Annotated in this window: 25 protein-coding genes; 2 read left to right on the top strand and 23 right to left on the bottom strand. The window is 52.2% G+C overall.

All coding sequences use genetic code 11. The features are described 5' to 3' along the window. Positions 1–72 precede the first annotated feature (72 nt). The 14 genes from carA to CBR65_RS18630 all read right to left on the bottom strand — a co-directional run bounded on the left by carA (position 73) and on the right by CBR65_RS18630 (position 11,232). A complete protein-coding gene (gene carA / locus CBR65_RS18695) occupies positions 73–1,212 on the bottom strand; it encodes a glutamine-hydrolyzing carbamoyl-phosphate synthase small subunit (RefSeq protein ID WP_087469168.1) in 1,140 nt (379 codons plus the stop codon). 337 nt (positions 1,213–1,549) lie between these two features. Beyond that, positions 1,550–2,353 carry a 4-hydroxy-tetrahydrodipicolinate reductase gene (dapB, locus tag CBR65_RS18690; RefSeq protein WP_087468254.1) on the bottom strand — a complete coding sequence of 268 codons (804 nt, stop codon included), beginning with the start codon at positions 2,351–2,353 and terminating at the stop codon, positions 1,550–1,552. An 18-nt stretch (positions 2,354–2,371) separates the two neighbouring features. Further along, complete coding sequence (gene ribA, locus CBR65_RS18685) at positions 2,372–3,001, bottom strand: GTP cyclohydrolase II (RefSeq protein WP_087468253.1); 630 nt, start codon at positions 2,999–3,001, stop codon at positions 2,372–2,374. Between the two features lie 45 nt (positions 3,002–3,046). After that, positions 3,047–3,697 (bottom strand): TIGR02281 family clan AA aspartic protease, encoded by a 651-nt coding sequence (locus tag CBR65_RS18680; RefSeq protein ID WP_232461252.1) that lies wholly within the window; start codon positions 3,695–3,697, stop codon positions 3,047–3,049. A gap of 21 nt (positions 3,698–3,718) precedes the next feature. Beyond that, positions 3,719–4,195, bottom strand: a complete 477-nt coding sequence (locus CBR65_RS18675) for a phosphatidylglycerophosphatase A (protein ID WP_087468252.1) — start codon at positions 4,193–4,195, stop codon at positions 3,719–3,721. Then, positions 4,188–5,159 (bottom strand): thiamine-phosphate kinase, encoded by a 972-nt coding sequence (gene thiL, locus CBR65_RS18670; RefSeq protein ID WP_087468251.1) that lies wholly within the window; start codon positions 5,157–5,159, stop codon positions 4,188–4,190. The genes CBR65_RS18675 and thiL overlap by 8 nt, the downstream gene beginning before the upstream one ends. Before the next feature lie 9 nt (positions 5,160–5,168). Beyond that, complete coding sequence (nusB, locus tag CBR65_RS18665) at positions 5,169–5,651, bottom strand: transcription antitermination factor NusB (protein ID WP_087468250.1); 483 nt, start codon at positions 5,649–5,651, stop codon at positions 5,169–5,171. A 51-nt stretch (positions 5,652–5,702) separates the two neighbouring features. Next, positions 5,703–6,170: a 6,7-dimethyl-8-ribityllumazine synthase gene (gene ribE / locus CBR65_RS18660; protein WP_087468249.1), complete on the bottom strand. Its 468-nt coding sequence runs from the start codon at positions 6,168–6,170 to the stop codon at positions 5,703–5,705. 108 nt (positions 6,171–6,278) lie between these two features. Next, positions 6,279–7,400 carry a bifunctional 3,4-dihydroxy-2-butanone-4-phosphate synthase/GTP cyclohydrolase II gene (ribBA, locus tag CBR65_RS18655; RefSeq protein WP_087468248.1) on the bottom strand — a complete coding sequence of 374 codons (1,122 nt, stop codon included), beginning with the start codon at positions 7,398–7,400 and terminating at the stop codon, positions 6,279–6,281. A gap of 47 nt (positions 7,401–7,447) precedes the next feature. Beyond that, positions 7,448–8,104 (bottom strand): riboflavin synthase, encoded by a 657-nt coding sequence (locus CBR65_RS18650; RefSeq protein ID WP_087468247.1) that lies wholly within the window; start codon positions 8,102–8,104, stop codon positions 7,448–7,450. Positions 8,105–8,142: 38 nt separating this feature from the next. Next, on the bottom strand, positions 8,143–9,270 hold the full coding sequence (gene ribD / locus CBR65_RS18645; RefSeq protein WP_198300806.1) for a bifunctional diaminohydroxyphosphoribosylaminopyrimidine deaminase/5-amino-6-(5-phosphoribosylamino)uracil reductase RibD: 1,128 nt from the start codon (positions 9,268–9,270) through the stop codon (positions 8,143–8,145). 8 nt (positions 9,271–9,278) lie between these two features. Next, positions 9,279–9,743 carry a transcriptional regulator NrdR gene (gene nrdR, locus CBR65_RS18640; protein ID WP_087468246.1) on the bottom strand — a complete coding sequence of 155 codons (465 nt, stop codon included), beginning with the start codon at positions 9,741–9,743 and terminating at the stop codon, positions 9,279–9,281. A gap of 116 nt (positions 9,744–9,859) precedes the next feature. Then, positions 9,860–10,639 carry an ABC transporter substrate-binding protein gene (locus CBR65_RS18635; protein ID WP_087468245.1) on the bottom strand — a complete coding sequence of 260 codons (780 nt, stop codon included), beginning with the start codon at positions 10,637–10,639 and terminating at the stop codon, positions 9,860–9,862. A 47-nt stretch (positions 10,640–10,686) separates the two neighbouring features. Next, positions 10,687–11,232, bottom strand: coding sequence for a DinB family protein (locus tag CBR65_RS18630; RefSeq protein WP_087468244.1), 546 nt, complete (start codon positions 11,230–11,232; stop codon positions 10,687–10,689). A 230-nt stretch (positions 11,233–11,462) separates the two neighbouring features. On the opposite strand from CBR65_RS18630, the gene CBR65_RS18625 reads away from it, so the two are divergent. Further along, complete coding sequence (locus CBR65_RS18625; protein ID WP_087468243.1) at positions 11,463–12,569, top strand: Wzz/FepE/Etk N-terminal domain-containing protein; 1,107 nt, start codon at positions 11,463–11,465, stop codon at positions 12,567–12,569. Positions 12,570–12,612: 43 nt separating this feature from the next. On the opposite strand, the gene CBR65_RS18620 is transcribed toward CBR65_RS18625, so the two are convergent. Both CBR65_RS18620 and glyA read right to left on the bottom strand, forming a co-directional pair. Beyond that, a complete protein-coding gene (locus tag CBR65_RS18620) occupies positions 12,613–13,419 on the bottom strand; it encodes a hypothetical protein (protein WP_087468242.1) in 807 nt (268 codons plus the stop codon). 295 nt (positions 13,420–13,714) lie between these two features. Continuing rightward, complete coding sequence (gene glyA / locus CBR65_RS18610) at positions 13,715–14,980, bottom strand: serine hydroxymethyltransferase (RefSeq protein WP_087468240.1); 1,266 nt, start codon at positions 14,978–14,980, stop codon at positions 13,715–13,717. A gap of 364 nt (positions 14,981–15,344) precedes the next feature. Here glyA and CBR65_RS18605 point away from each other — a divergent pair, with 364 nt between their 5' ends. Then, on the top strand, positions 15,345–17,162 hold the full coding sequence (locus tag CBR65_RS18605) for a diguanylate cyclase (RefSeq protein WP_087468239.1): 1,818 nt from the start codon (positions 15,345–15,347) through the stop codon (positions 17,160–17,162). Here the strand turns inward: CBR65_RS18605 and CBR65_RS18600 are convergent. From CBR65_RS18600 to minC, 7 genes are all read right to left on the bottom strand, one after another. Then, complete coding sequence (locus CBR65_RS18600; RefSeq protein ID WP_087468238.1) at positions 17,159–17,554, bottom strand: MAPEG family protein; 396 nt, start codon at positions 17,552–17,554, stop codon at positions 17,159–17,161. The genes CBR65_RS18605 and CBR65_RS18600 overlap by 4 nt on opposite strands. Positions 17,555–17,635: 81 nt before the next feature. Then, the gene (locus tag CBR65_RS18595) at positions 17,636–19,141 is read right to left on the bottom strand and encodes a helicase HerA-like domain-containing protein (protein ID WP_087468237.1); all 1,506 of its coding nucleotides are present in this window, start codon (positions 19,139–19,141) and stop codon (positions 17,636–17,638) included. 32 nt (positions 19,142–19,173) lie between these two features. Continuing rightward, the gene (locus tag CBR65_RS18590) at positions 19,174–19,788 is read right to left on the bottom strand and encodes a YceI family protein (protein WP_087468236.1); all 615 of its coding nucleotides are present in this window, start codon (positions 19,786–19,788) and stop codon (positions 19,174–19,176) included. A gap of 26 nt (positions 19,789–19,814) precedes the next feature. Continuing rightward, positions 19,815–20,441 carry a PolC-type DNA polymerase III gene (locus CBR65_RS18585; RefSeq protein ID WP_087468235.1) on the bottom strand — a complete coding sequence of 209 codons (627 nt, stop codon included), beginning with the start codon at positions 20,439–20,441 and terminating at the stop codon, positions 19,815–19,817. A 43-nt stretch (positions 20,442–20,484) separates the two neighbouring features. After that, positions 20,485–20,742, bottom strand: a complete 258-nt coding sequence (gene minE / locus CBR65_RS18580) for a cell division topological specificity factor MinE (RefSeq protein ID WP_087468234.1) — start codon at positions 20,740–20,742, stop codon at positions 20,485–20,487. Continuing rightward, on the bottom strand, positions 20,742–21,554 hold the full coding sequence (minD, locus tag CBR65_RS18575) for a septum site-determining protein MinD (protein WP_087468233.1): 813 nt from the start codon (positions 21,552–21,554) through the stop codon (positions 20,742–20,744). The genes minE and minD overlap by 1 nt, the downstream gene beginning before the upstream one ends. A gap of 93 nt (positions 21,555–21,647) precedes the next feature. Further along, positions 21,648–22,370, bottom strand: coding sequence for a septum site-determining protein MinC (minC, locus tag CBR65_RS18570; protein ID WP_087468232.1), 723 nt, complete (start codon positions 22,368–22,370; stop codon positions 21,648–21,650). Positions 22,371–22,648: the final 278 nt, after the last annotated feature.

The following is a 22,648-nucleotide window of genomic DNA, read 5'->3' as shown; positions in this document are numbered from 1 at the left end:
GCGTAATCCGACACTGCAATAACAAATTCAGGTGTGGTGTCGGATTACGCCTTCGGCTAATCCGACCTACATTCAGCGCTTGGCCGCTTGCATCAATTCGATGAAGTGATCGAACAGAGCATCGGCATCATGGGGCCCGGGGCTGGCTTCAGGGTGGCCCTGGAAGCTGAATGCCGGCTTGTCGGTGCGATGAATGCCTTGCAAGGAACCATCAAACAACGACTTGTGTGTCGCCCGGAGATTTGCAGGCAGGCTGCCTTCCTCCACCGCAAAACCGTGGTTCTGGGCGGTGATCATCACGCGACCGCTATCCAGATCCTGCACTGGATGGTTGCCGCCGTGGTGGCCGAACTTCATCTTGATGGTCTTCGCACCCGAGGCCAGTGCCAACAATTGGTGGCCCAGGCAAATGCCGAATACCGGAATGTTGGTGTCGACAATGGTTTTGATCGCTTCAATAGCGTAAGTGCAGGGCTCCGGATCACCGGGGCCATTAGCGAGAAACACACCGTCCGGATTCATGGCCAGCACATCTTTCGCTGACGTCTGGGCGGGAACAATGGTCAGGTCACAACCGCGATCCACCAGCATCCGCAGGATGTTGCGCTTCACGCCGTAGTCATAAGCCACCACGTTGAATCTTTTGGCCGCTGTTGGTTTGGCATGGCCTTGGCCCAACGCCCAGGTACCCTCCTCCCAGCGGTAACTTTCCTTCACGCTCACCACTTTGGCGAGGTCCATGCCTTTCAGGCCGGGGAAACCTTTGGCGGCGGCCAAGGCTTTGGCTTCATCCACATCGTCACCGGCCATAATGCAACCGTTTTGCGCGCCTTTGTCACGCAGGATGCGCGTCAGGCGGCGAGTATCGATGTCGGCAATACCGATCACATTTTTGGCAATCAGGTGCTCGGAGAGGCTTTGTTCGTTGCGGAAATTGCTCGCCAGCAGCGGCAGGTCGCGAATCACCAGGCCAGTGGCCCAGATGGTGTCGCACTCGGCATCTTCGGTATTGGTACCGGTGTTGCCGATATGGGGGTATGTCAGGGTGACAATTTGCTGCGCGTAAGATGGATCGGTCAGGATCTCCTGGTATCCGGTGATGGAGGTATTAAATACCACCTCGCCGACCGACAGACCTTCAGCACCAATTGCAGTGCCACGAAAAACGCTGCCGTCTTCAAGAACCAGTAGCGCGGGCTTTTTTGAAGCCAAGTGGGATTCCCCGGTAATCAAGTCAACCTCCTCAGGTATGGTTGGCAGCGCACACTTTTCACACACCGGCTTTTTACAGGCCGAGAGAAGCAATCGCACGGCAAAAGGTGCGAAATCAGCGTGTATAAACAGGGCAAGAGTGAGTGAAAAGCCCGATCGTGGTTGTAAAAAAGCGAGATGAAACGCGCGGCTTCATCTCGCTTTTATTACTTATTTCCGTGCGACCATGGGCGCGGCTAGGGCCAAATACAATCTGACCGCGAATTCTACGGGAGCGAGTTGGATGTGTCCAATAGATATTGCCCCAATTTGGGTATTTGGCTTGTGAATAAACCGTTTAGCGGAGGTTGAGGACGTCCTGCATGTCGTAAAGGCCGGGCTTTTGTTGCACGAGCCATTGGGCAGCGCGTACGGCACCGCGGGCGAAGGACAGACGGCTGGAGGCTTTGTGGGTGATCTCGACGCGTTCACCGTCGGCCATAAACATGACAGTGTGGTCGCCCACTACGTCGCCGCCGCGCACGGTGGCGAAGCCGATGGTGTCGCGTTCGCGCGGGCCGATCTGGCCTTCGCGGCCATAGACGGCAACCTTGTCCAGATCGCGGCCCAGGGCATCGGCCAGCACTTCGCCCATGCGCAGTGCGGTGCCTGAGGGAGAGTCGACCTTGTGGCGATGGTGGGCTTCGTAAACTTCCACATCCACCTCGTTACCCAACACACGTGCAGCGATATCCAATAATTTGAAGCACAGATTTACGCCGGTGCTGAAGTTGGCGGCCAAACACAAACCGATGTTGTTTTGATAAGCCAACAGCTCGGCTTTTTCGTCGGCGCTAAAGCCGGTGGTGCCGATCACCATGCCTTTGCCTTTGGCTGCGCATAGTTTGGCATTGGCCAGGGTTGCGGCGGGGGTGCTGAAGTCGATCAATACATCGAACTGGTCAATCACCTGGTTTAGGCCACCTACCAAGGAAACGCCTTTTTTTCCAACACCGGCCAGCTCTCCGGCATCAGCACCGAGCAAGGAGCTTTCCGGACGAACAATGGCGGCGGCCAATTGGGCGTTGCTGGCACAAACTGCTTCGATCAGGGCTTTACCCATGCGGCCGGATGCACCGGCAATTGCAATGCGAATAGTCATAAACAGAATCCAGTGTTTCTAATTTTGATGGGGGTTTTCGTCGGGAGCATCGTCCATATCGACGTCGAATAAATGCCCGAGCTTGCCCTGTTTGGTCTCCAGGTATTTGGCATTATGCGGATTGCGACCGGTTTGATGCGGCAGGCGTTCGACCACATTGATGCCCATATCTTGCAGCGCTTTTACCTTGCGCGGGTTGTTGGTCAGCAACCGCAAAGCATTAATTTGCAGGTGATCGATCATGGGTTTGAGGATGCTGTAATCCCGCATGTCGGCACCAAAGCCCAAACGCTCGTTAGCCTCTACGGTATCCGCACCGCAATCCTGCAACTTGTAGGCTTTGATCTTGTTGAGCAAACCGATACCGCGTCCTTCCTGACGCAGATAGAACACCGCACCGCGCCCGGCAATGGCGATCTTGTGCAATGCCGACTGCAATTGCGGACCACAGTCGCAACGCAGGCTGAATAATGCATCACCGGTCAGGCATTCGGAGTGTACCCGGGCCAGCACAGGTTCATCCCCGCGAATATCACCCATGGTTAACACCAGATGCTCTTTATCTGTCGAGTCGTCGGCAAAGCCGTGCATCACAAACATGCCCCAGGGCGTGGGGAGCTTGGAGGATTCAATAAAACGAATGGTCACGCATGAACCTCAAGTAAACACTGCGTAGATTGCAGCGGGAATAACTCAATGGCGGGACTGTAACAACAAAATCCCGTTATCGACTTGCATATCAACCTTACCGAGATAGCTGTTACCCAGAAGAATAACCTGTGGGAATTCCGTGCTGCTGACGGCGGCCCTGATTTGTCGCTGCTCAAGGTCACCGATGGCTACCGAGTTGAGAATGACCTCGAATGCCTGAGCAACACCGTTAGCCGTGTTCACCATGATGGGGCGACCGGCGCGATAATCAATACCCAAGCTCTCTGCCACCACATAATTCATGGCGATCATGGTGGCACCCGTATCAATCATGAATTCGACCGGCATGCCGTTGATCCGGCCCGGTGTTACATAGTGGCCGCCGTGGGTACTGGCAATGCGCACCACGGTTTTTTCTGCCGTCGTGAAGTTGGTAGCAATACGTTTGGTGAGGGTTAACGCCTGACGCTTGCCATCCACCTCAATCACGGCTTTTTTGCCATCACTGGAAACCAACAGGACGCCCTCCGGGCTGGTGTTACCGTCGCGCAGCATGCGCTGTTTTCCGTCGATCTCCAAGAGCGCACTGCCGCGTGCCAGCATGCGCACCTGAATATCCATCGCCGATACCGCCTGGGTAAAAAACAACAATAAAACCATCAGGCATCGACGTAATTGAAAGCATCGTGTCATCTGAAAACATCCTTTCCTCAGTTATAGAAACCAGGCCAACGCCTGTAAGCTAATCCAGGCATACACCCCGGCAAGCACATCATCAATCATGATGCCGAATCCGCCGTGCACACGCCGATCCACGGCGCCAATTGGCCAGGGTTTGAGTATGTCGAAGAAACGAAACAGGATAAATCCGAGCAGCATCCACTGCCAACCGGCCGGTGCAAAAAACATGGTCAGCCAATAACCCACCATCTCATCCCAAACGATACCCCCGTGATCGTGAACGCCGAGCGCGCGGGAACTGCGACCACACCAGACCACCCCCAGCAAGAAGGTTACGAGCAACCAACTGACATACAAAGGCCAGGACAAATCCTGGATCACCCAAAAGATGGGAATCGCCACCAACGTGCCAGCCGTGCCAGGAGCCTTGGGCGCCAGGCCGCTACCAAAACCAAAAGCAAAAAAATGATTGGGATTGGTCAGCAATGCTTTCAGGGTCGGATTATTCATGGGAAAAGTGCTGGTAGCCTTGTCGGGTCAATTCAAAGATTTCGCCCTGCAACTCACAGGTTACACCGCGACCAGGAACGAGTTCTCCTACCACGCTCGCGTTGAGCTTGCCTTCAGCAATTAACATGGCCACATCGGGCATTTTTTCGGGCGCAACCGTAAAACACAACTCATAGTCATCGCCACCGGTTAGCGCCCAATGGCGCGCCTGATTGATGTCGCCCATCGCCTGCATAGCCAGCGACAGCGGCAGGCTTTCCACATCAATGATGGCAGCCAGATCACTGGCGGCACAGATATGACCCAGGTCGGACACCAAGCCATCGGAGATATCCAGCGCGGCACTGGCCAGACCGCGCAAGAGCGCAGCTTCCTGTAAGCGCGGTTGCGGACGATAGAACCGGTCATGTAAGTAGGCTTCATGCTCGGCGCCAAGTTGCAAACGCTCCTGAATAACGGCAAGTGCAGCGGCGCCATCGCCGAGGCAATGCGTGACCAACACATAATCGCCAGGGCTGGCGCCATCGCGACGCAATGCAAGATGCGGCGTTACCGTGCCCATCACTTGCAGCGTGATGCTCAGCGGACCAGCGGTGGTATCGCCACCCACCAGTGCGCAATTAAATTCCCGCGCAACCCGAAACAATCCACGGCTGAAGTGGCGCAGCCAGTGTTCGTCGGTATCCGGCAGCGTCAGCGCCAGCGTAAACCAGAGTGGGTCGGCGCCCATGGCAGCAAGGTCGCTGAGATTAACCCGCAAGGCTCGCTCGGCAATCTGCTCAGGGTCTGCGTTTGCCGGGAAATGCACATCGGCAACCAGCGTATCCACCGATACCGCCAGATGCTTGTCTGGCAGCGGTTGCAAGAGCGCACAGTCATCACCGATCCCCAGCACAACCCCAGCGTGCGGATTTTCCGCTTGCTCACGCTGAAAAAACTGGCGGATCAGTTCAAACTCGTTCATACCTCGCCGCTAGCGCCCCGCGCCCCGGTCGGCCTTCACTTCAATGGCTCGGACTACTGCAGCGGTTTTATCCAGTACACCATTGATAAATTTATGGCTGTCTTCCGCACCGAATTTTTTTGCCAGGGAAACCGCTTCGTTGATGACAACTTTATAGGGAACATCAATGCGGAACTTGAATTCATAGGTGGCCATGCGCAACAGCGCCTGGGTCACCGGATCGAGTTCATTCAGGGCGCGATCTACCAGGTGCGGCGCAAACAGCGCTTCAACATCGCTTAAATGTTGTGGCACGCCATGAAGGATTTCGTGGAAATATTCTACGTCCACATTTTTCATGTCATTGTCGGTGCGGAACTCCGCTTCGATGACATTAATGCTGGCGCCGGCCATTTGCCATTGATAAAGCCCCTGCATAGCGTAGTGACGCGCCATGCGGCGGGTAGCAGCGGTAGAACCTTTGTGGGCAGAAGCGCCGGAAGAATTACTCATCAATACTTACCTGAAAAACAAAACAGCAAAAATTTATTTCGAGACAGTCAATTAAATTCTGCCCAAGAGTGACACCATCTCCAGCGCGGTCGCGGCAGCTTCTACACCTTTGTTGCCCGCCTTGGTACCGGAGCGCTCAATGGCCTGCTCAATGGAGTCCACGGTCAATACACCGAAGGTGATGGGGACACCGGCATTCAGCGAAACCTGCGCAAGACCTTTGGTGCATTCGCCGGCAACATAATCAAAATGCGGCGTACCACCGCGAATCACAGCACCGAGGGCGATGATCGCATCGAATTCTTTTTTAGCAGCAATTTTTTGTGCAACCACCGGAAATTCAAACGCACCGGGCGCGTAATAAATCGTAACGTTCTCATCTTTAATGCCGTGACGACGTAAGGTGTCCAGCGCGCCTTCTTTCAAACTTTCCACCACAAAACTGTTCCAGCGACTGACGATCAGCGCATACTTGCCTTTGCTCGCCGCGAAATCACCTTCGATAACTTTTATGCTCATACTTGCCTCTTTTACATTGCCAGCATTGCATACTGGCCGTTGGTAATTGTTGATCTTTTTTGTCGGATTACGCCTGCGGCTAATCCGACCTACGGTTTGCGGTTGAGGTTATTCGCAGCCTTCCGGGCTGACGTATTCCACGACTTCGAGATCAAAACCGGACAGTGCGGAGAAGCGCATGGGTAATGACATGACGCGCATCTTGCCCACGCCCAGATCGCGCAGGATTTGCGAGCCGGTGCCAACCTGTTTATACAAGATTTCACTGGCACGACGCTGCTGGCGGCCCGAGAGCATCCAGTCGATGCTTTCTTCCACTTCTTCGGTGCTCTCGTCGTGGCAAATCAACAATACGATGCCCTTGCCTTCTTTATTTACGCGCTGCAGGGCTTCGTGATAGGTCCAGAGTTTGCAACCTTCCGGACTGAAACGCTTCATCGATAACACATCGCGCGCAATGTCCATCACATGCACGCGTACCAGCGTCGGCTCGGCTGCACTGATTTCACCTTTCACCATAGCGAAATGCAAATCGCCGCGCGCCAGGTCGCGGTAGGTATGCAACTGGAATTCACCGTACAGGGTTTCCACATGGCGAGTGTTGATGCATTCCACGGTACGCTCTTTCATGGCGCGGTAATGAATCAGGTCGGCGATGGTACCGATCTTCAGGTCGTGTTGTTTGGCAAAAGCTTCCAGATCGGGACGGCGCGCCATGGTGCCATCGGCGTTCATGATTTCCACCAGCACCGATGCGGCTGAAAAACCGGCCAGACGAGCCAGGTCGCAACCCGCTTCGGTGTGACCGGCGCGGCTCATCACGCCACCGGGTTGTGCCATCAGCGGAAAGATGTGACCGGGCTGTACCAGATCCTGGGGCTTGGCTTCAGGGTGTACTGCGGCACGAATGGTGCGGGCCCGATCAGCGGCGGAGATACCGGTAGTTACCCCTTCTGCTGCTTCAATAGAAACAGTGAAGTTGGTGGTGTGACGGGACTTGTTGTCCAACACCATCAACGGGAGATCGAGCTGCTTACAACGTTCCGGCGTCAGCGTCAGGCAGATCAGCCCGCGCGCGTGGGTGGCCATAAAATTGATGTCTTCCGGGCGCACCTGTTCGGCAGCCATGATCAGGTCGCCTTCATTCTCACGATCCTCGTCGTCCATGAGCACAATCATCTTGCCCTGACGCAGATCGTCAATCAGTTCATCAATGGTATTCAGTTGCATAGCACAGTCTCTAACGGCGAGTGTTAATCGCTAATGAGTTAACAGCTTTACATAAAGCCATGTTGAGCAAGAAATTCCATGGTAATGCCAGAGTCGCCGGACTCGGCCGCTTTGTCACCGAGCATCAGACGCTCCAGGTAACGCGCTAGCACATCCACCTCAAGATTGATCAATGAGCCGGGCTGGTATTCACCCATGATGGTATGAGCCAGCGTGTGCGGCACAATATTCAATTCAAATTCGGCGCCATCTACCGCGTTGACAGTCAGGCTGGTGCCATCCACCGTAATCGAGCCTTTATGGGCAATATACTTGGCCAGGGCTTTAGGTGCACGCAATCGAAAACGTTCGGAGCGCGCATCCGGATGGCGGCTAACCACCTCACCCACGCCATCTACATGGCCGCTGACGATATGACCGCCCAAGCGGGTTTGCGGGGTAAGAGCTTTCTCCAAGTTGACGTTTTGCCCAACGCGCCATTGGGGAATAGTGGTGTTATCCAGAGTTTCGCGAGAGACGTCGGCCCAATAGCCATCACCGGGCAATTCCACCACTGTCAGGCACACGCCATTGGTGGCAATAGAATCACCCAGATGAACATCGGCCAGATCCAGCCCTCCGGTCTTGATACGCAGGCGCACATCGCCGTTTTTGGGCTGCACAGCCACAACTTGTCCGACCGCTTCAATGATGCCAGTGAACATAACCACCTCGCGTATTAACCAACGACTGCTGACACATCTTAATGCTCCATGTCCGGTACGGCAGTGATCCGCCAATCATCGCCGACGGCGCGCATATCACGCACTTTTACAGGCAAGGCAGCAGACATGGTATTTAAAGGTAGATCAAACAGCGGACGAGCGCTGCTGCCCAAGAGTTTGGGCGCCATATAAATAATCAACTCATCCAACAGGCCGCGCCGCAGGAAACTGCCCGCCAAGGTCGCACCCGCTTCAACGAGGACTTCATTGCACTGGCGCTGAGCCAGTTCGCGCAAGATTGCAAGTAAATCAATGCGTCCATGGGAATCCGGCATAGCCAACAGCTCCACATGAGCCGGCCAGTCGTTTAAGCGGGCGGCATTGTCTTGCGCACCATTATGAATCAATAAGATAGGGGACGGGTGACGTAGGAGTTCTGCATCCCGACCGAGACGCAGGCGCGAATCCAGGATCACCCGCAGCGGCTGCCTGGCGGCCGCATCGTCCGCATTGCTTAACTGCAATTCATCAACTCGCACGATCAAAGCAGCATTATCGCTGATCACCGTATCGATACCGCTGACGATGGCACAACTACGGGCGCGCAACCGCTGCACATCTTCGCGGGACTTGCGGCCAGTTACCCATTTGCTCTGGCCGCTCGCCATGGCGGTGCGACCGTCCAGGCTCATCGCCAGTTTGCAGCGCACGAAAGGCAGTTTACGTTCCATTCGTTTAAGGAAGCCGGGGTTAAGCGCACGCGCATCATCCTCCAGCAAGGGGCCATCAATCACTACGCCCGCCGCGCGCAAACGCTCCAGACCACTGCCGGCTACCTGCGGGTTAGGATCTTCCATCGCGAAAACAACCCGCGCCACGCCGGCTGCCAATAGCGCTTCCGAACAGGGGCCGGTTCTGCCGCTGTGGTTACAGGGCTCCAGCGTCACATACGCGGTTGCGCCGCGCGCCTGTTCGCCAGCCTGTTGCAAAGCGTGCACCTCGGCGTGGGCTTCACCGGCACGGTAATGCCAGCCTTCGGCAATGACCTGATCGCCTTTTACCAGTACACAACCCACGCGCGGATTGGGCATGGTGGTGTACAGCCCCCGCTCGGCGAGACGCAACGCCTGCGCCATATACAGATGGTCGGTGTGGGTCAGTGGCATAAAACAGATTACTTGTTGTCCGGCTGTTGTTCGAGGCGATCGATTTCCTGGCGGAACTCGTTCAGATCTTTGAAGCGACGGTAAACCGAGGCGAAACGGACGTAGGCGACCTCGTCGAGCTTCTGCAATTGCTCCATGACTTTTTCGCCAACGGTCAAAGATTTTACTTCGCGCTCACCGGTTGCCTGTAGAAAGTGTTTGATGCTGTTGATGGCGGATTCGATAGCCTCAATACTTACCGGCCGCTTTTCCAGCGCCCGCAATAAGCCGGCACGCAGCTTAACTTCGTCAAACGGCTGGCGGGTACCATCCTGCTTGATGATACGCGGCATCACCAGTTCGGCAATTTCGTAGGTCGTGAATCGTTCGTGGCAGGACAGGCACTCGCGGCGACGGCGCACCTGGTCACCCTCGGCCACCAGGCGGGAGTCAATGACCTTGGTATCCTCAGCGCTACAAAAGGGACAGTGCATGAAAGGTAACCCCATCATCCGCAAAATTGCGCGCATAGTATCATAAATTAGTACTGTGAATTTACTCTTATAAGTCCCACCTCACATGCCTTACAAGCACTGGGCATCACCCGATACTATTGATAGCCTTTGAGTATTTTTTCAATCTCGCCCCGCTGCTCAAGACGCAAAAGCGCTTGGTCAATTTGCTGGCGAGTATTGGCAGGCATTTTCTTGTCCAGGAGCAGATAGAGTAATGACGGTGGAATAACACGTGAAAAGTCAATCAAATGGAAGTCGCTTAGCGCTATCTTCGCCCGCTTTACCTCCCAGCGCACACGCACATCTTCCGCCAGATAGAAGTCGCCCCGGCCCTGCCTCAGCATTGCAAGCGCATGACGGTGTGAAGGTGCACTGACCAGAGTGACATTATTGTCCTCTACCCAATCCTCGAAACCGGAAAAATAGTTGTAACCCAGGATGATGATGACTTTCTTTCCGCGAACATCTTCCAACGAAGGCAGTATCGCCTGCTTCATAGTCGCCATGACGTAATGGGTTTGCAGAATAGGTTGTTGTGTGTATTCACCCAACGCCTTCACCCGTTCATCCAACCACGACGGCGAACCGTAGCTGATCCAGTTTTGATGGCGGTTGGCGAGAATGTCCATGCGAATGCGTTTGTAGGGACGCTCCACAAATGTCAATTGAATATCCGTACTGCTCAATGCCTGCCGCAGTACATCTATAAGAATGCCCGAGTGCGGTGTACGCTCAGGATCGTCGCTCACTACCTGATATGGCTCGACAGTACCTGCCGCAATCAAAAAGGTAACCGTGTCGGCCCCCGCCTCCGCAGACAGTAAGCAGACAACCAGCAGGTATCGCCAGGCCATACGATGAACATGGATTCCCATAAGGTGTAATTGCCTCCATCAAGGTCCCGTTCACTATAGCTCAGAAATTATTCCATCAACGCCTGATCGGGAACCAGTAACAACAAATCTGTCGCCCCCATGTCCAAACCACACTGCGCCAACAAGCTGGTAACCTGGCCCCGATGATGCGCCTGGTGATTAAAAAAATGGAACAATACCTGGCCCAATATTTTTCTTGCGGTAATGCCTTTCATACTAGCGTAATGCAAGACGGAATCCAGATCTGCATCAGTCAGTGAATCCACCCACTGTTCAATAACACCATCCAGATACTGTCGATAATTTCTCAGCGCAACAAACTCTGAAAATAAAATGTCATCAAGTGCGGACGGCATGTTTAATTGGCGAACAGAATCAAGGGCGGTGAAGGCTTCCGAATGTACGGCAAAGCGTTTTAGCCAGATCGTATCAGCCACCACAAGATGATTCAGTGTTCCGCATATTGAACCAAAAAATGCTTTTCTATCTTGCGTGAACTCCGCAGGCGTTAACGCCTGGACCGTCTCATAAAGCCGATGGTTCATCCAAGTGTTGTAACGAGACATCAGCACTAGCTGTTCTTTAACCAACATGACAGTTCCTCCACGACTTAATCAGGCTAGCTGGAATTCATTCAACGATATTCCTGGCTGACTACCTTCTACAATTTATTACAACCTTACCAATAATCCGCAGGTAAAGTGCAACACTCAATGTAGTCACCATATTGCCTTCGCTTTATCTCAAAGCAGATCCATTGTGGCCGTCACAGACGATCTCTGCAATGACCCGCAAGCCAGCTACCGGATTATGAGTAGTGCTCATGAATATGCATCAAAATACGCTTCCCGCCAGACACGCCGACTACCTCGATGATGAGATCGATTTACTGGAACTTTGTGCCACACTTTGGCGAGGAAAATGGTTGATTATGGCAACCATGATGGTTTGCCTGATTCCCGCTGCCGTCTGGTTGAAATTACAAGCACCTGTTTACCGGGTTGAAGCGTTACTGGACAACACATCCATCTATGATATTCAGGCGCTGCAACCCACCGCGTTGGATGATGAAGGGAGACGCTATCAAGTAACATCCTTGCAGCAGGATGCGTTCTACACAGCATTCATAACCCAGGCAGGCTCCTTGCATACGCAACGACTGTTCTGGGAGTCCTGGTCACAGAAACCTTTGTCTACCGATCCGCGCACGGGCGTAAGCGATAATGATCGGCAATTCCGCCACTTTTTTAATGCATTAACCCTGACACCGCCCAATCCCAAAAAACCCGAATCCACCCTGAGCCAACTATCGCTGGAAACAACCGAACCCGCTCAGGGCGTAAAATTGCTGAGTGCGTATGTAGATTTCCTCAACGCGCGGGTTGTAGAACAATTTGTGACTCAACTGGAGAAAGGTTATGCATCCAGCCTGCAACAACTGGATTTTGATTACAACGCACGGCAAAACCGCGAACAACAAAAATTGCGTGATGAATTGATACAACTGCAAGAAGCACTTCGCGTTGCACAATCCTTAAAAATTATTGAAACGCCCTACGCGCAACTTGCCGGGGTTGAACTTAAAGTTGTTGATGATCGACAGTATTTACTCGGTACGCGAGTACTTTCAGAAGAGATAAACGCATTGCAAGCCCGCCAGGATAATCCTTTAAGCGCTTTCGTTCCCGAGCTGCGCAACATGGAGTACTGGCGCGCGATTCTGGAAAATGATCTGAATAAATTACATGGAGTGAAAACAAACACACAAGCATTTGAACTGGCCAGCCCGGCAGTTTCATCCCTGGACCCGGTAAAGCCCAGAAAGATGTTAATTCTATTAGCAGCGATTGTGCTGTCGGGAATGGCCGGCGTGGTGTTGGTTTTTGTGGTGCAGGGAGTTAGAGCGTATCAGGCACGTACAAACAAATAAAAAGAACAAAAGATCACCGGGATCTTTTGTTCTTATGGGTAGATTACTGACCGTACGCCTGATTCAGTAATTCAATCAAAGGAAATGGCGGGCTAACGAGTTCGTCGCCCGCGACGATATATTTCACACTGACCATATTCTCTATGCCATTTGGACCACTGACCGCCTCAATAATTAATGCGATTGGCTCTACGAAGTCATGTTGTTCAACAGGAACTGGAGCGTCCAAATACAATGTTTTCTGACCTTTACCTTGCCATAGCGCATCAATAGCAAAACCGAACTGCGGTGTGGTCTCACTAAAGCCCAAGCGGTCTCTCAGAGAAAGATTTACGCGTTTTCCATCAACAATCGCAAAACCAGTGTCTACCACTTTGAAGGGCGTCACGTCCTTCAGCATGCCGTGCGCAATCAACAAGTCCGGCCCTGAGCTGTTTGTAACAGGATTAAGGTAGGAAGTTCCCTCTACCACTTTAACCATAATATGAACTGGTGCATGCGCGGATAATTCCGGAATCTGCAATTCTACTAACACCTCTCTGAAAATCCATGCGCCGGAGACAAGCGCCCGATAAATGTCAGGCCCCTGCCGGGTAAAGCCACGAACTTTTAGCGTTGCTGCGTTAGGAAATGTAAGATCAAGGGAAACCAGCTCTGGAGTCGGATTGCCCTCCAGTTTTTCAACCATGAGAGTTGCAGATTGTGCATCATGAAAATCCAGACCAGGATAATTGATTTCCCCATTATGGGAAAAAATATCCTGCAATTCATACTTGAGTGTTTTGGCGTTGGTACTTGCAGCCAGCAACACCAACAGGAAGGTACATACAGATGAGAAGATTAACTTCATACGAACAAGCTCCTTTTTAAAAGATAAGATTACTCAGCATTGCGCTGAGCTATGAAGCTAGCAGATAAATTTTGCAGCAACCAGTTTTTGCTAAGAAATTCATTTATTTATTTTTTGATGTGTATGGAAAATGCGCTAAGGCAGATTATTCCGCCAACAGCCGGAAGGAAAATGAAGTCGGCTAACCAGATTCGTGCAGTCATGAGTAAGGGGGATCAAAAAAACGCGCAATAAAAAAGGGAGCTGAACTCAGCTCCCTTATTAGCAATGGTATTAAATGAACACCAATAGGATTTTACTCGGCGTACACCGGAAACTTCTTGCACACGTCCAACACTTTTGCTTTAACAGATTCAATCACCGGTGCGGCATTACCTGCCTCGAGTGCATCCAGGATATCGCAGATCCAGTGAGTCAGTTGAACGCACTCGGCTTCTTTGAAGCCACGCGTAGTAATTGCCGGCGTACCGACACGCAAGCCGGACGTTACAAAGGGAGAACGCGGATCGTTAGGTACAGAGTTTTTGTTGACAGTGATGTTGGCATTGCCCAACGCTTCGTCGGCGTCTTTGCCGGTGTATTCCTTGCCAATCAGATCCACCAGCATCAGGTGGTTCTCGGTTCCGCCGGATACGATCTTGATACCGCGCTCAATGAAGGTTGATGCCATGGCCTTGGCGTTCTTCACAACTTGCTGTTGATAGGTTTTGTATTCGGGGCTCATGGCTTCCTTGAAGCTGATGGCCTTGGCCGCAATCACGTGCATCAACGGACCACCCTGACCACCGGGGAATACCGCCGAGTTGAGTTTCTTCTCGATCTCTTCATTGGCTTTCGCCAGGATGATCCCGCCGCGAGGGCCGCGCAGGGTTTTGTGGGTCGTAGAGGTGGTTACATCAGCGATCTGTACGGGGCTGGGGTAAACACCGGCAGCCACCAGACCCGCAACGTGGGCCATATCAACCAGCAAGTAAGCGCCAACTTTATCAGCGATATCGCGGAAGCGTTGCCAATCCATAACCTGCGAATAAGCTGAGAAGCCGGCCACGATCATTTTTGGCTTGTGCTCCACGGCCAGACGCTCAACCTCATCGTAATCAACCAGGCCGGTTTCCGGATTCAGACCGTATTGCACGGCGTTGTACATTTTGCCGGAGAAACTCACTTTGGCTCCATGAGTCAAATGGCCGCCATGGGCCAGGCTCATGCCGAGCACTGTGTCGCCGGGTGCGCAAAGTGCAGCGTATACCGCCGAATTAGCCTGGGAGCCCGAGTGGGGTTGGACGTTGGCGTAATCAGCACCGAAGAGTTGTTTGGCACGCTCGATGGCCAGCGCTTCGCTTTGATCGACATACTCACAACCGCCGTAGTAGCGCTTGCCTGGATAGCCTTCCGCATATTTGTTAGTCAACTTGGTCCCTTGGGCGGCCATCACCATAGGGCTGGTGTAGTTTTCCGAAGCGATCAGCTCGATATGTTCTTCCTGACGACGACCTTCATTTTGAATGGAGGCCCAGATTTCAGGGTCAAAGGAGGCGATAGTCTGGCTTTTATCAAACATGGAGTAAGTCCTGAACAGGGAAGCGGATGAAAAATAGGCGCGGATTGTACACCATTCAAACAGACCTCTTCCACGCAAAAAAATCATGCCCAACCGGAATTTAATTCAGGTTAAAACCGCTTCAATCCCCATCCACTGACAACTTGCCGACTTACAGCAGGCCTGCTTATACCTGATGATTAATTGACCGACCCGGGCCGAGGTGCAAGAATGTCGGCCGTTTCTTCACAACGATCCGCTAACAACAATAATGACTCCCTGACCACGCCACCCTTCAATGCTGCCTATGGCATCGTCGGTGTGCTTGTTCCGGGATTTCGCGCCTGAAGGCATGGAATATGACCATCGATAAGGAAATGTTGAGGTGATCAATTATCACGTCAGCCAACCGCACCTGAGCGACCAACGCAGCGTCTTTTCTGACGCCAGCAGCGCTTTTGCCTGGATAACACGCACCGGTTTCCAGATACTGCACCTGGGCGTGGTGATCCTGTTTCTGCTAAACGCAGCGCTCGCTACGGCCGCCGGAGAACTTTCTGCGCTGCGCATCCATGATGATTTTAAGGAGCAATTGCTGGTAAATCAGTTGTTATTGTTGGAGGACCCATCCAAACAGCTGACTATTGACGATATCCGCAGCGAGAATTTTGCCGGCAGATTTAGCGCGCCGGGCAAGAACGGCTCCAACCTCAGTTTTACCCGCTCGGCCTGGTGGGTAAAAATCCGGGTAATTAATGATAGTGCGCGGGAAAACAAGATCATCCTGCGCCAGGCATATCCCTTGATCGATTATCTGGACCTGTGGGAAAACACCAACAACGGATGGCAGCACCACCAAACCGGTGACCGTTTACTTTTTTCCCAACGTGACATCCAGTATCACGACTTTTTGTTTCCCCTCGCCCTCGCACCCAATAGTGAATCTACTTTGTATTTACGCTACGAAAGCGAAGGGGCGATGGATATCGCGCTATCGGCGTCCTCACCCATTGAGTTGATTCAAAATATCAGCAAGGAACAATTTGCTTACGGCGTATATTACGGTGGCTTTCTGGTACTGGTGGTATACAACTTTTTTATCTTTGTCGTGGTGCGCGACAAAGCCTTCCTGTACTACTTGTTGTACATCCTGTGCTTCGGCCTCTACATGAGCGCCAACGACGGTTTCTTTTATCAAATGATAATGCCCGAGAGCCCCAACCTGGCAAATTTCTGCCTGTTGATTTTGTTGGGACTTTCACTACTTTTTGCCACGCAATTTTCCCGCCATATCCTGACCATCCAGCAATTTTCCCGCAAACTTGACCTTGCCGCGCTGAGCATGATTGCCGTGCTCGGCGTGGTCACCTTCAGCTCGCTGTTACTGCCCTACGCGCTGGTAGTTGTGACCCAGGCAACGCTCACGCTTATTGTCATGCCGCTAATTTTTATTATGGGCATTGCGCGGCTGTGCTCAGGCTACCCACCTGCACGCTATTTTATGCTCGCCTGGTCCACTTTTATCTTCGGCATCATGGTGTATATGGTAAAAGTCTTCGGATATTTCCCGCGCACGTTCTTCACCGAAAATATCTTCCAGATCGGTTCATTGATTGAAATGGTGTTGTTGTCGCTGGCCTTAAGCAGCCGGGTCAATGAACTCAAAAAACAAAGCCATACCGATGCCCTCACTGACATTCCCAACCGGCGTATGTTTGATGACGTAATGCGCCAGGAATTTTTGCGCACCCAACGCAATGGCCAGCCGTTTTCATTGCTGATGATTGATATCGATCACTTCAAACAATTCAATGATCTTTACGGCCACAGCCAGGGTGACCGAGTCCTGAAAAATGTCGCAGCGCAATTGCGCAGCCTGATCCGTAAACCGATGATGCCGTTTCGGTTTGGCGGGGAAGAGTTTGCGGTGATTTTGCCGCGTACTAATGAGAGAGATGCAAGAATTATTGCAGAACGTCTACGCCAACATATCAGCAGCAAGCTTATAGGCCGACATCAAATTACGGTGAGCATTGGACTGGCCTGCCAGGAAGACAGGAAGTTTCAATCATTAAGCGACTTGCTCAATGCGGCCGATGAAGCGCTCTATGCGGCCAAAGATAATGGCCGCAATTGTGTTGTTACCTTTTCCTGCATGCCGGAAAAATCTGTATTGACAGATTGCATCATCAGCACCCATTAAGAGCTCGCAATCGCCCTGTAGAATAAATACACGCTGGGTAGAATCGCGGCAACAAACGATAAAGAGCGAAGCAGATCAAGATTGGCCAGATAAAAGATACCGTGCAGAACCCGAAAGAGCAGCACAAGTATCGCTGCCAGAGAAAGATACTCAATCTCTACATTCGTCAAACTCACCGCCAATAAAGCAGCACTGTAAAACGCCAAGGCTTCCCAGGCATTTTGTTGTGCGGCGACGGCGCGCGCACCGGGGCCGCTGAGTTGGGTGTATTGTTGGCGGGGATTTTTATTGTCGATGGTGCCGAGTTGTTGGCGGCGGTAGAAGCCGGAGATCCATGCGAAGGCGTAGGGAAGCAGGCTCAGCAATAGCAGGACGATGAGGGCGGTTTTCATGGATGCCTCCTTTGATTTTCGTGAGAATGTAAAAGAGAGTTTGTCGGATTACGGCGCTTTTCGCCTAATCCGACCTACATGTTAGCGGCGGCCGCCGAGGAGTGAGCCCAGCAAGCCGCGGACAATTTGGCGACCCAACGAGCTGCCGACGGAACGGGCTACGCTTTTGGCCAGTGTCTCTGCAACCCCTTGGCGACTGGACGAGCGCGCTGTTTTCCGGGAGCTTGAACGTGAGGCAGGTTTATCCGGCATGCGCAGACCCCAGTCATTATCTTTCTTCGCCGCATTGTCTTCCGTCTGCTTTTGCAAGGCGCGTGCTTTCAGAACTTCGTATGCAGACTCACGATCGATCAATTTATCGTAAATATTTTTATAGGGTGAGCGCGCGACAATGGTTACGCGTTCCTCTGCGGTTAATGGACCAATTCGCGACTCAGGTGGAACAATCAAGGTGCGCTCAACTATCGTCGGCGCCCCCTTGGGATCAAGAACCGACACCAATGCTTCACCAATACCCAGCTCACTGATCACCGCTTCGGTTTTAAATGCAGGATTGGGCCGAAAGGTTTGTGCAGCAACCTTGACCGCCGCTTGATCTTTTGGTGTAAAAGCACGCAGCGCGTGTTGCACACGATTCCCTAATTGCCCCAGTACCGTATCAGGAATATCGTCGGGGCTTTGTGAGATAAAATAAATACCTACACCTTTCGAGCGAATCAAACGCACTACCTGCTCGATCTTTTCCAGCAACAATTTCGGTGCATTGTTAAACAGCAAATGAGCTTCATCAAAAAAGAACACTAACCTGGGGCGATCCATGTCACCCACTTCCGGTAAATTCTCAAACAATTCGGCAATCAGCCATAACAAAAAAATCGCATACAGGCGCGGTTGATGAATCAGACTGGTTGCATCAAGAATATTAACCGCACCGCGTCCGTCCAGAGTAACTTGCAGCAAATGCTGTAGATCCAGTGCAGGCTCGCCAAAGAAATCTTCCGCGCCTTGTTGTTCCAGCATCATCAAGCGGCGTTGGATTGCAGCAATGCTGGTCGTGCTCATTCCGCCGTACTCATCTTCCAGATTGGCGCGTTCGTCCTTCATCCAGTTAAGCATGGCCTGCAAATCTTTCAGGTCCAGCATCAACAACCCCTGGTCATCGGCAATGTTGAATGCGGCATATAAAACGGCGGATTGGGTTTCGTTTAACTCCAGAAAACTCGACAACAAGAGCGGCCCAAAGTCAGAAATGGTGGCACGCACCCGGTGCCCCTGTTTTCCGTAAATATCCCAAAACACACAAGGGTAGGATCGCTGTTGATAATTCTGGACACCAATTTTTTGAACGCGTTCATCAACCCTGGGATGAGGTTTGCCGCTAAGCGCCAACCCCGAAAGATCACCTTTTACGTCCGCCATAAATACCGACACACCCGCCCTGGCAAAACCCTCGGCGAGAACTTGTAAGGTGACGGTTTTTCCTGTACCCGTTGCACCGGCGATCAAGCCGTGGCGATTGCCCATCGATAAATTTAATTCGACGGGCCGTTCCGCATTACCACCAATAAGGAAGCCATTCATTGACATTCTATTCTCCGTAACTTGAAGCCATCGTATGATCAGCGACGCAAAAACTCAGCGTGCACTTCCACCTCTACCTGATCACCTACCGCCGGAATATATTGATCCATACCAAACTGCGAGCGATTAAAGCGTGTGACGGCTGAAAATCCCAGGGTGTAGCGACCGGTCAGCATATTGTCTGCACCGCCGTTAAATTGTACGTCCAGGGTTATTGGCGCTGTGACGCCCAACAGGGTTAAATCACCGATAAAACGGGCACGAGTCCCATCGACCAGTTCTACCGCGCGCGTTACAAATTGTGCCTCGGGAAAACGTTCGCTGTTAAACCAGCTGCGTCCGGCCAAGGTTGCCGAAAAATCCGTATCATTCACATCAATGCTGGCGGTATAAATAACGGCTGTTAATTTGGCGGCGCCGGGATTGGCGGGGTCAAAATCAAGGCTGGCGTCAACGCGATTAAAACGTCCGACAAATTTGGATAATCCCAAATGATCTACTTTGAACAGCACGGTGGTATGACGGGGATCAAGTTCATACTCACCTTTTTCCAGATTCGCCATTCCCTGCTTGACGTCCGGTTGCAACAGATACCCACACCCGTGGAGGAAAAATACTGTCAACATGAAGAAAAGACCACGCAGAATATTCATACAACGTCCTTTTTAAGGGGAGAGAGTTAACAGGTTTTGAGTAGTATTTTTTGAAAAAAACTCGGTACAGAACGTTTGGGAATTGTGGTCAGTTGCTGCATCACATTAAAGGTGCAGGCCGGCACTTTATACATGTGCGCTATGTCTTCCAGCAGAGCTAGCCACAGTTTTGCTGTCATTTCAGCGTCGGCAAGCGCACGGTGGAAAATACCATCGGTGGGAATTTTTTTATAATCAACCAAACCACTCAAGGTGTGATTCGGTGCGGTCTGGTAAATACGGCGTGACGCCAACATGGAACAGGAAAATGGATTGTCGCAACTACGCCGCAAACGCTTCAATTCGGCGCGCAAAAAACGTTGATCAAACGACGCGTTGTGCGCAACGAGATTGTACCCGCCCATAAACCCAGCGAACTCCTGCATAACCTCCGCAACTGGCGGGGCGTCCTGCAACATATCATTGGTTATGCCCGTGTAATTTTCGATAAAACTGTTCACACGTTTGCCCGGATTCATCAGGCGCTGAAAGCGATCAGTGATGACACCGTCCTCAATCAGCACAGCGCCGATTTCAATGGCGCGATCGCCCATCTCCGGTGAGAGGCCAGTGGTTTCGAAGTCGAGGACGATGACGGTGTTGGCGTTGTGCATAAGATAATTTGTCGGATTACGCCTTCGGCTAATCCGACCTACGTTAGTCCGGGAGGGTAATATTGAGTTCAAGTACAGAACAGTCATCGGTGTTGTCCAGATTGACCACCACCTGATCCGATGAAATATTGATGTACTTGCGGACCACCTCAATAATTTCCTGCTGCATTTGCGGCAAAAAATCCGGTTGGGGATGATTGCGGCGATTGCGCTCGTGAGCGACGATAATTTGTAAGCGCTCTTTTGCCATGGACGCCGACGAGGGCGCGCGCTTCTTGCGCAGATAATCGAAGATACTCACTACTTACCTCCCAGCAAACGCTTGAGAAAGTTTTTCTTCTGCACTTCCAGAAACCGGTGCGCAATCTCTTTACCCAACAACCGATCCACCGCATCACTGTACGCCTGTCCCGCCTGACTTTCATCATCCAGAATCACCGGCTGCCCCTGGTTGGATGCCTTAAGTACCGCCTCGGACTCCGGAATCACCCCCAGCAACGGAATCGCCAGAATCTCCTCCACATCCGCCACACTCAGCATCTCACCCTTCTCTACACGCTCCGGGTTATAACGCGTCAACAGCAAATGCTCCTTGATAGGCTCATCACTCCGCTCAGCCCGGCGTGATTTGCTTTGCAAAATACCCAGGATACGATCCGAATCACGCACCGACGACACTTCCGGATTCGTCACCACAATCGCTATATCCGCATAATACAACGCCATCTGCGCCCCCTTCTCAATCCCGGCCGGCGAGTCGCAGACAATAAAATCAAAATCCTTCGACAAATCATTCAACACCGTCTCAACACCCTCTGGCGTCAAGGCATCTTTATCGCGAGTTTGCGACGCAGGCAGGATAAACAAACCCTCCGTGCGTTTATCTTTGATCAACGCCTGATTCAAAGTCGCCTCGCCTTTGATGACATTCACAAAGTCATACACCACACGCCGCTCGCATCCCATAATCAAATCCAGATTCCGCAAGCCCACATCAAAATCTATCACCGCCGTTTTATGACCGCGCTGAGCCAGTCCGGTACTGATTGCTGCACTGGTGGTAGTTTTACCCACACCACCTTTACCTGAAGTCACTACGATAATCTTGGCCAAGGTTGGCTCCTCTATATTCTTGTTTAATCAAAAGTCACTGGTGTTCCAGCGCTCAATAAATTCAATTGCCCAATTTTGCAGCCGGCACTCAGTTCACGCCAACAACTTCTCAATCCGCACATTCTCCCCCTCCAGATAAACCTGCACCGGCCTCTTCATCACTTCATCCGCAAACGAATCCCGCAACAAAAAATTCCCCGCAACAGACACCAACTCCGCCTCCATACTCTGGCAAAAAATCCGCGCACTCTCATCACCACGCACACCAGCTAACGCGCGGCCACGCAAGGAACCATAAATATGAATATGACCATCCGCCAACACCTCAGCCCCTTCACTGACCTGCGCCAGCACAATCAGATCCGCACCCTCGGCATAAATTTGTTGGCCTGAGCGAACAGGCCGGGTAATCACCTTACTCACCCGCTGCACCCAGCGCTCCTCAACCACCGTTTCCACCTGCGGTGTACGCAGCTCAGGCTCCGGCATTTTCAAGGCACGCTCACCCTGACGCGGCAATATCGCCAGGCCCGTCGCACGCACCGCCTCCACCAATGCCTCCGGCACGGCGGTAAAGCCAAGTGGTTGCAACCCCAGGTCGCGGCATACTTGCAGCAACCCGGCACAATCATTCAGAGCGGAAGGATTTTCCAACTTATCCAGGTTAATCAACACCGGGGAATTCACAAAGAACTGGGGAGCCTGATCAATTTTTTCCTGCAACTGCTGACGAAGGGAGGCGGGATCGTAGTCGATAAGGGCCAGCACCACGACCGACAGGGCACTGCCTTTTAATTGAAAACTCACATCTATCATTCGTTTCTCACTGTAACGGACGCCCTACGGCGACGGATAACGCATCAGGTGGCCATTATCGAGGGCTTGGCTTATTAGTCAATACACGTCCGTCATGGATAACTTGTCGGCCATTTACCTGTCATAGCCGTATAGCAATCAGCAGGCTGCATTCAGCTTGGGTTAAGGCATCCGGCGATATAAACGATCCTGTACCTGTATGCCCGCAACCAGCGCAAGCGTATGCTATAGCGCGCAGCAGGATACGCGAGCCACAGGCTTGCTCCATCCATGTTGTG

This window comes from Cellvibrio sp. PSBB006 (assembly GCF_002162135.1).
GTDB lineage: Bacteria > Pseudomonadota > Gammaproteobacteria > Pseudomonadales > Cellvibrionaceae > Cellvibrio.
The sequence above is the reverse complement of the archived record's forward strand: the minus strand, read 5'-3'. Positions and strand labels throughout refer to the sequence as shown.

Bases quoted from the DNA above. Each gene is read 5' to 3' on its own strand.
- dapB (WP_087468254.1), bottom strand. From the start codon at position 2,353: ATGACTATTCGCATTGCAATTGCCGGTGCATCCGGCCGCATGGGTAAA.
- CBR65_RS18680 (WP_232461252.1), bottom strand. From the start codon at position 3,697: ATGACACGATGCTTTCAATTACGTCGATGCCTGATGGTTTTATTGTTG.
- CBR65_RS18675 (WP_087468252.1), bottom strand. From the start codon at position 4,195: ATGAATAATCCGACCCTGAAAGCATTGCTGACCAATCCCAATCATTTT.
- thiL (WP_087468251.1), bottom strand. From the start codon at position 5,159: ATGAACGAGTTTGAACTGATCCGCCAGTTTTTTCAGCGTGAGCAAGCG.
- nusB (WP_087468250.1), bottom strand. From the start codon at position 5,651: ATGAGTAATTCTTCCGGCGCTTCTGCCCACAAAGGTTCTACCGCTGCT.
- ribE (WP_087468249.1), bottom strand. From the start codon at position 6,170: ATGAGCATAAAAGTTATCGAAGGTGATTTCGCGGCGAGCAAAGGCAAG.
- ribBA (WP_087468248.1), bottom strand. From the start codon at position 7,400: ATGCAACTGAATACCATTGATGAACTGATTGACGATCTGCGTCAGGGC.
- CBR65_RS18650 (WP_087468247.1), bottom strand. From the start codon at position 8,104: ATGTTCACTGGCATCATTGAAGCGGTCGGACAAGTTGTGGCTGTGCAG.
- ribD (WP_198300806.1), bottom strand. From the start codon at position 9,270: ATGCCACTGACCCACACCGACCATCTGTATATGGCGCAGGCGTTGCGT.
- nrdR (WP_087468246.1), bottom strand. From the start codon at position 9,743: ATGCACTGTCCCTTTTGTAGCGCTGAGGATACCAAGGTCATTGACTCC.
- CBR65_RS18635 (WP_087468245.1), bottom strand. From the start codon at position 10,639: ATGGGAATCCATGTTCATCGTATGGCCTGGCGATACCTGCTGGTTGTC.
- CBR65_RS18630 (WP_087468244.1), bottom strand. From the start codon at position 11,232: ATGTTGGTTAAAGAACAGCTAGTGCTGATGTCTCGTTACAACACTTGG.
- CBR65_RS18625 (WP_087468243.1), top strand. From the start codon at position 11,463: ATGAATATGCATCAAAATACGCTTCCCGCCAGACACGCCGACTACCTC.
- CBR65_RS18620 (WP_087468242.1), bottom strand. From the start codon at position 13,419: ATGAAGTTAATCTTCTCATCTGTATGTACCTTCCTGTTGGTGTTGCTG.
- glyA (WP_087468240.1), bottom strand. From the start codon at position 14,980: ATGTTTGATAAAAGCCAGACTATCGCCTCCTTTGACCCTGAAATCTGG.
- CBR65_RS18600 (WP_087468238.1), bottom strand. From the start codon at position 17,554: ATGAAAACCGCCCTCATCGTCCTGCTATTGCTGAGCCTGCTTCCCTAC.
- CBR65_RS18595 (WP_087468237.1), bottom strand. From the start codon at position 19,141: ATGTCAATGAATGGCTTCCTTATTGGTGGTAATGCGGAACGGCCCGTC.
- CBR65_RS18590 (WP_087468236.1), bottom strand. From the start codon at position 19,788: ATGAATATTCTGCGTGGTCTTTTCTTCATGTTGACAGTATTTTTCCTC.
- CBR65_RS18585 (WP_087468235.1), bottom strand. From the start codon at position 20,441: ATGCACAACGCCAACACCGTCATCGTCCTCGACTTCGAAACCACTGGC.
- minC (WP_087468232.1), bottom strand. From the start codon at position 22,370: ATGATAGATGTGAGTTTTCAATTAAAAGGCAGTGCCCTGTCGGTCGTG.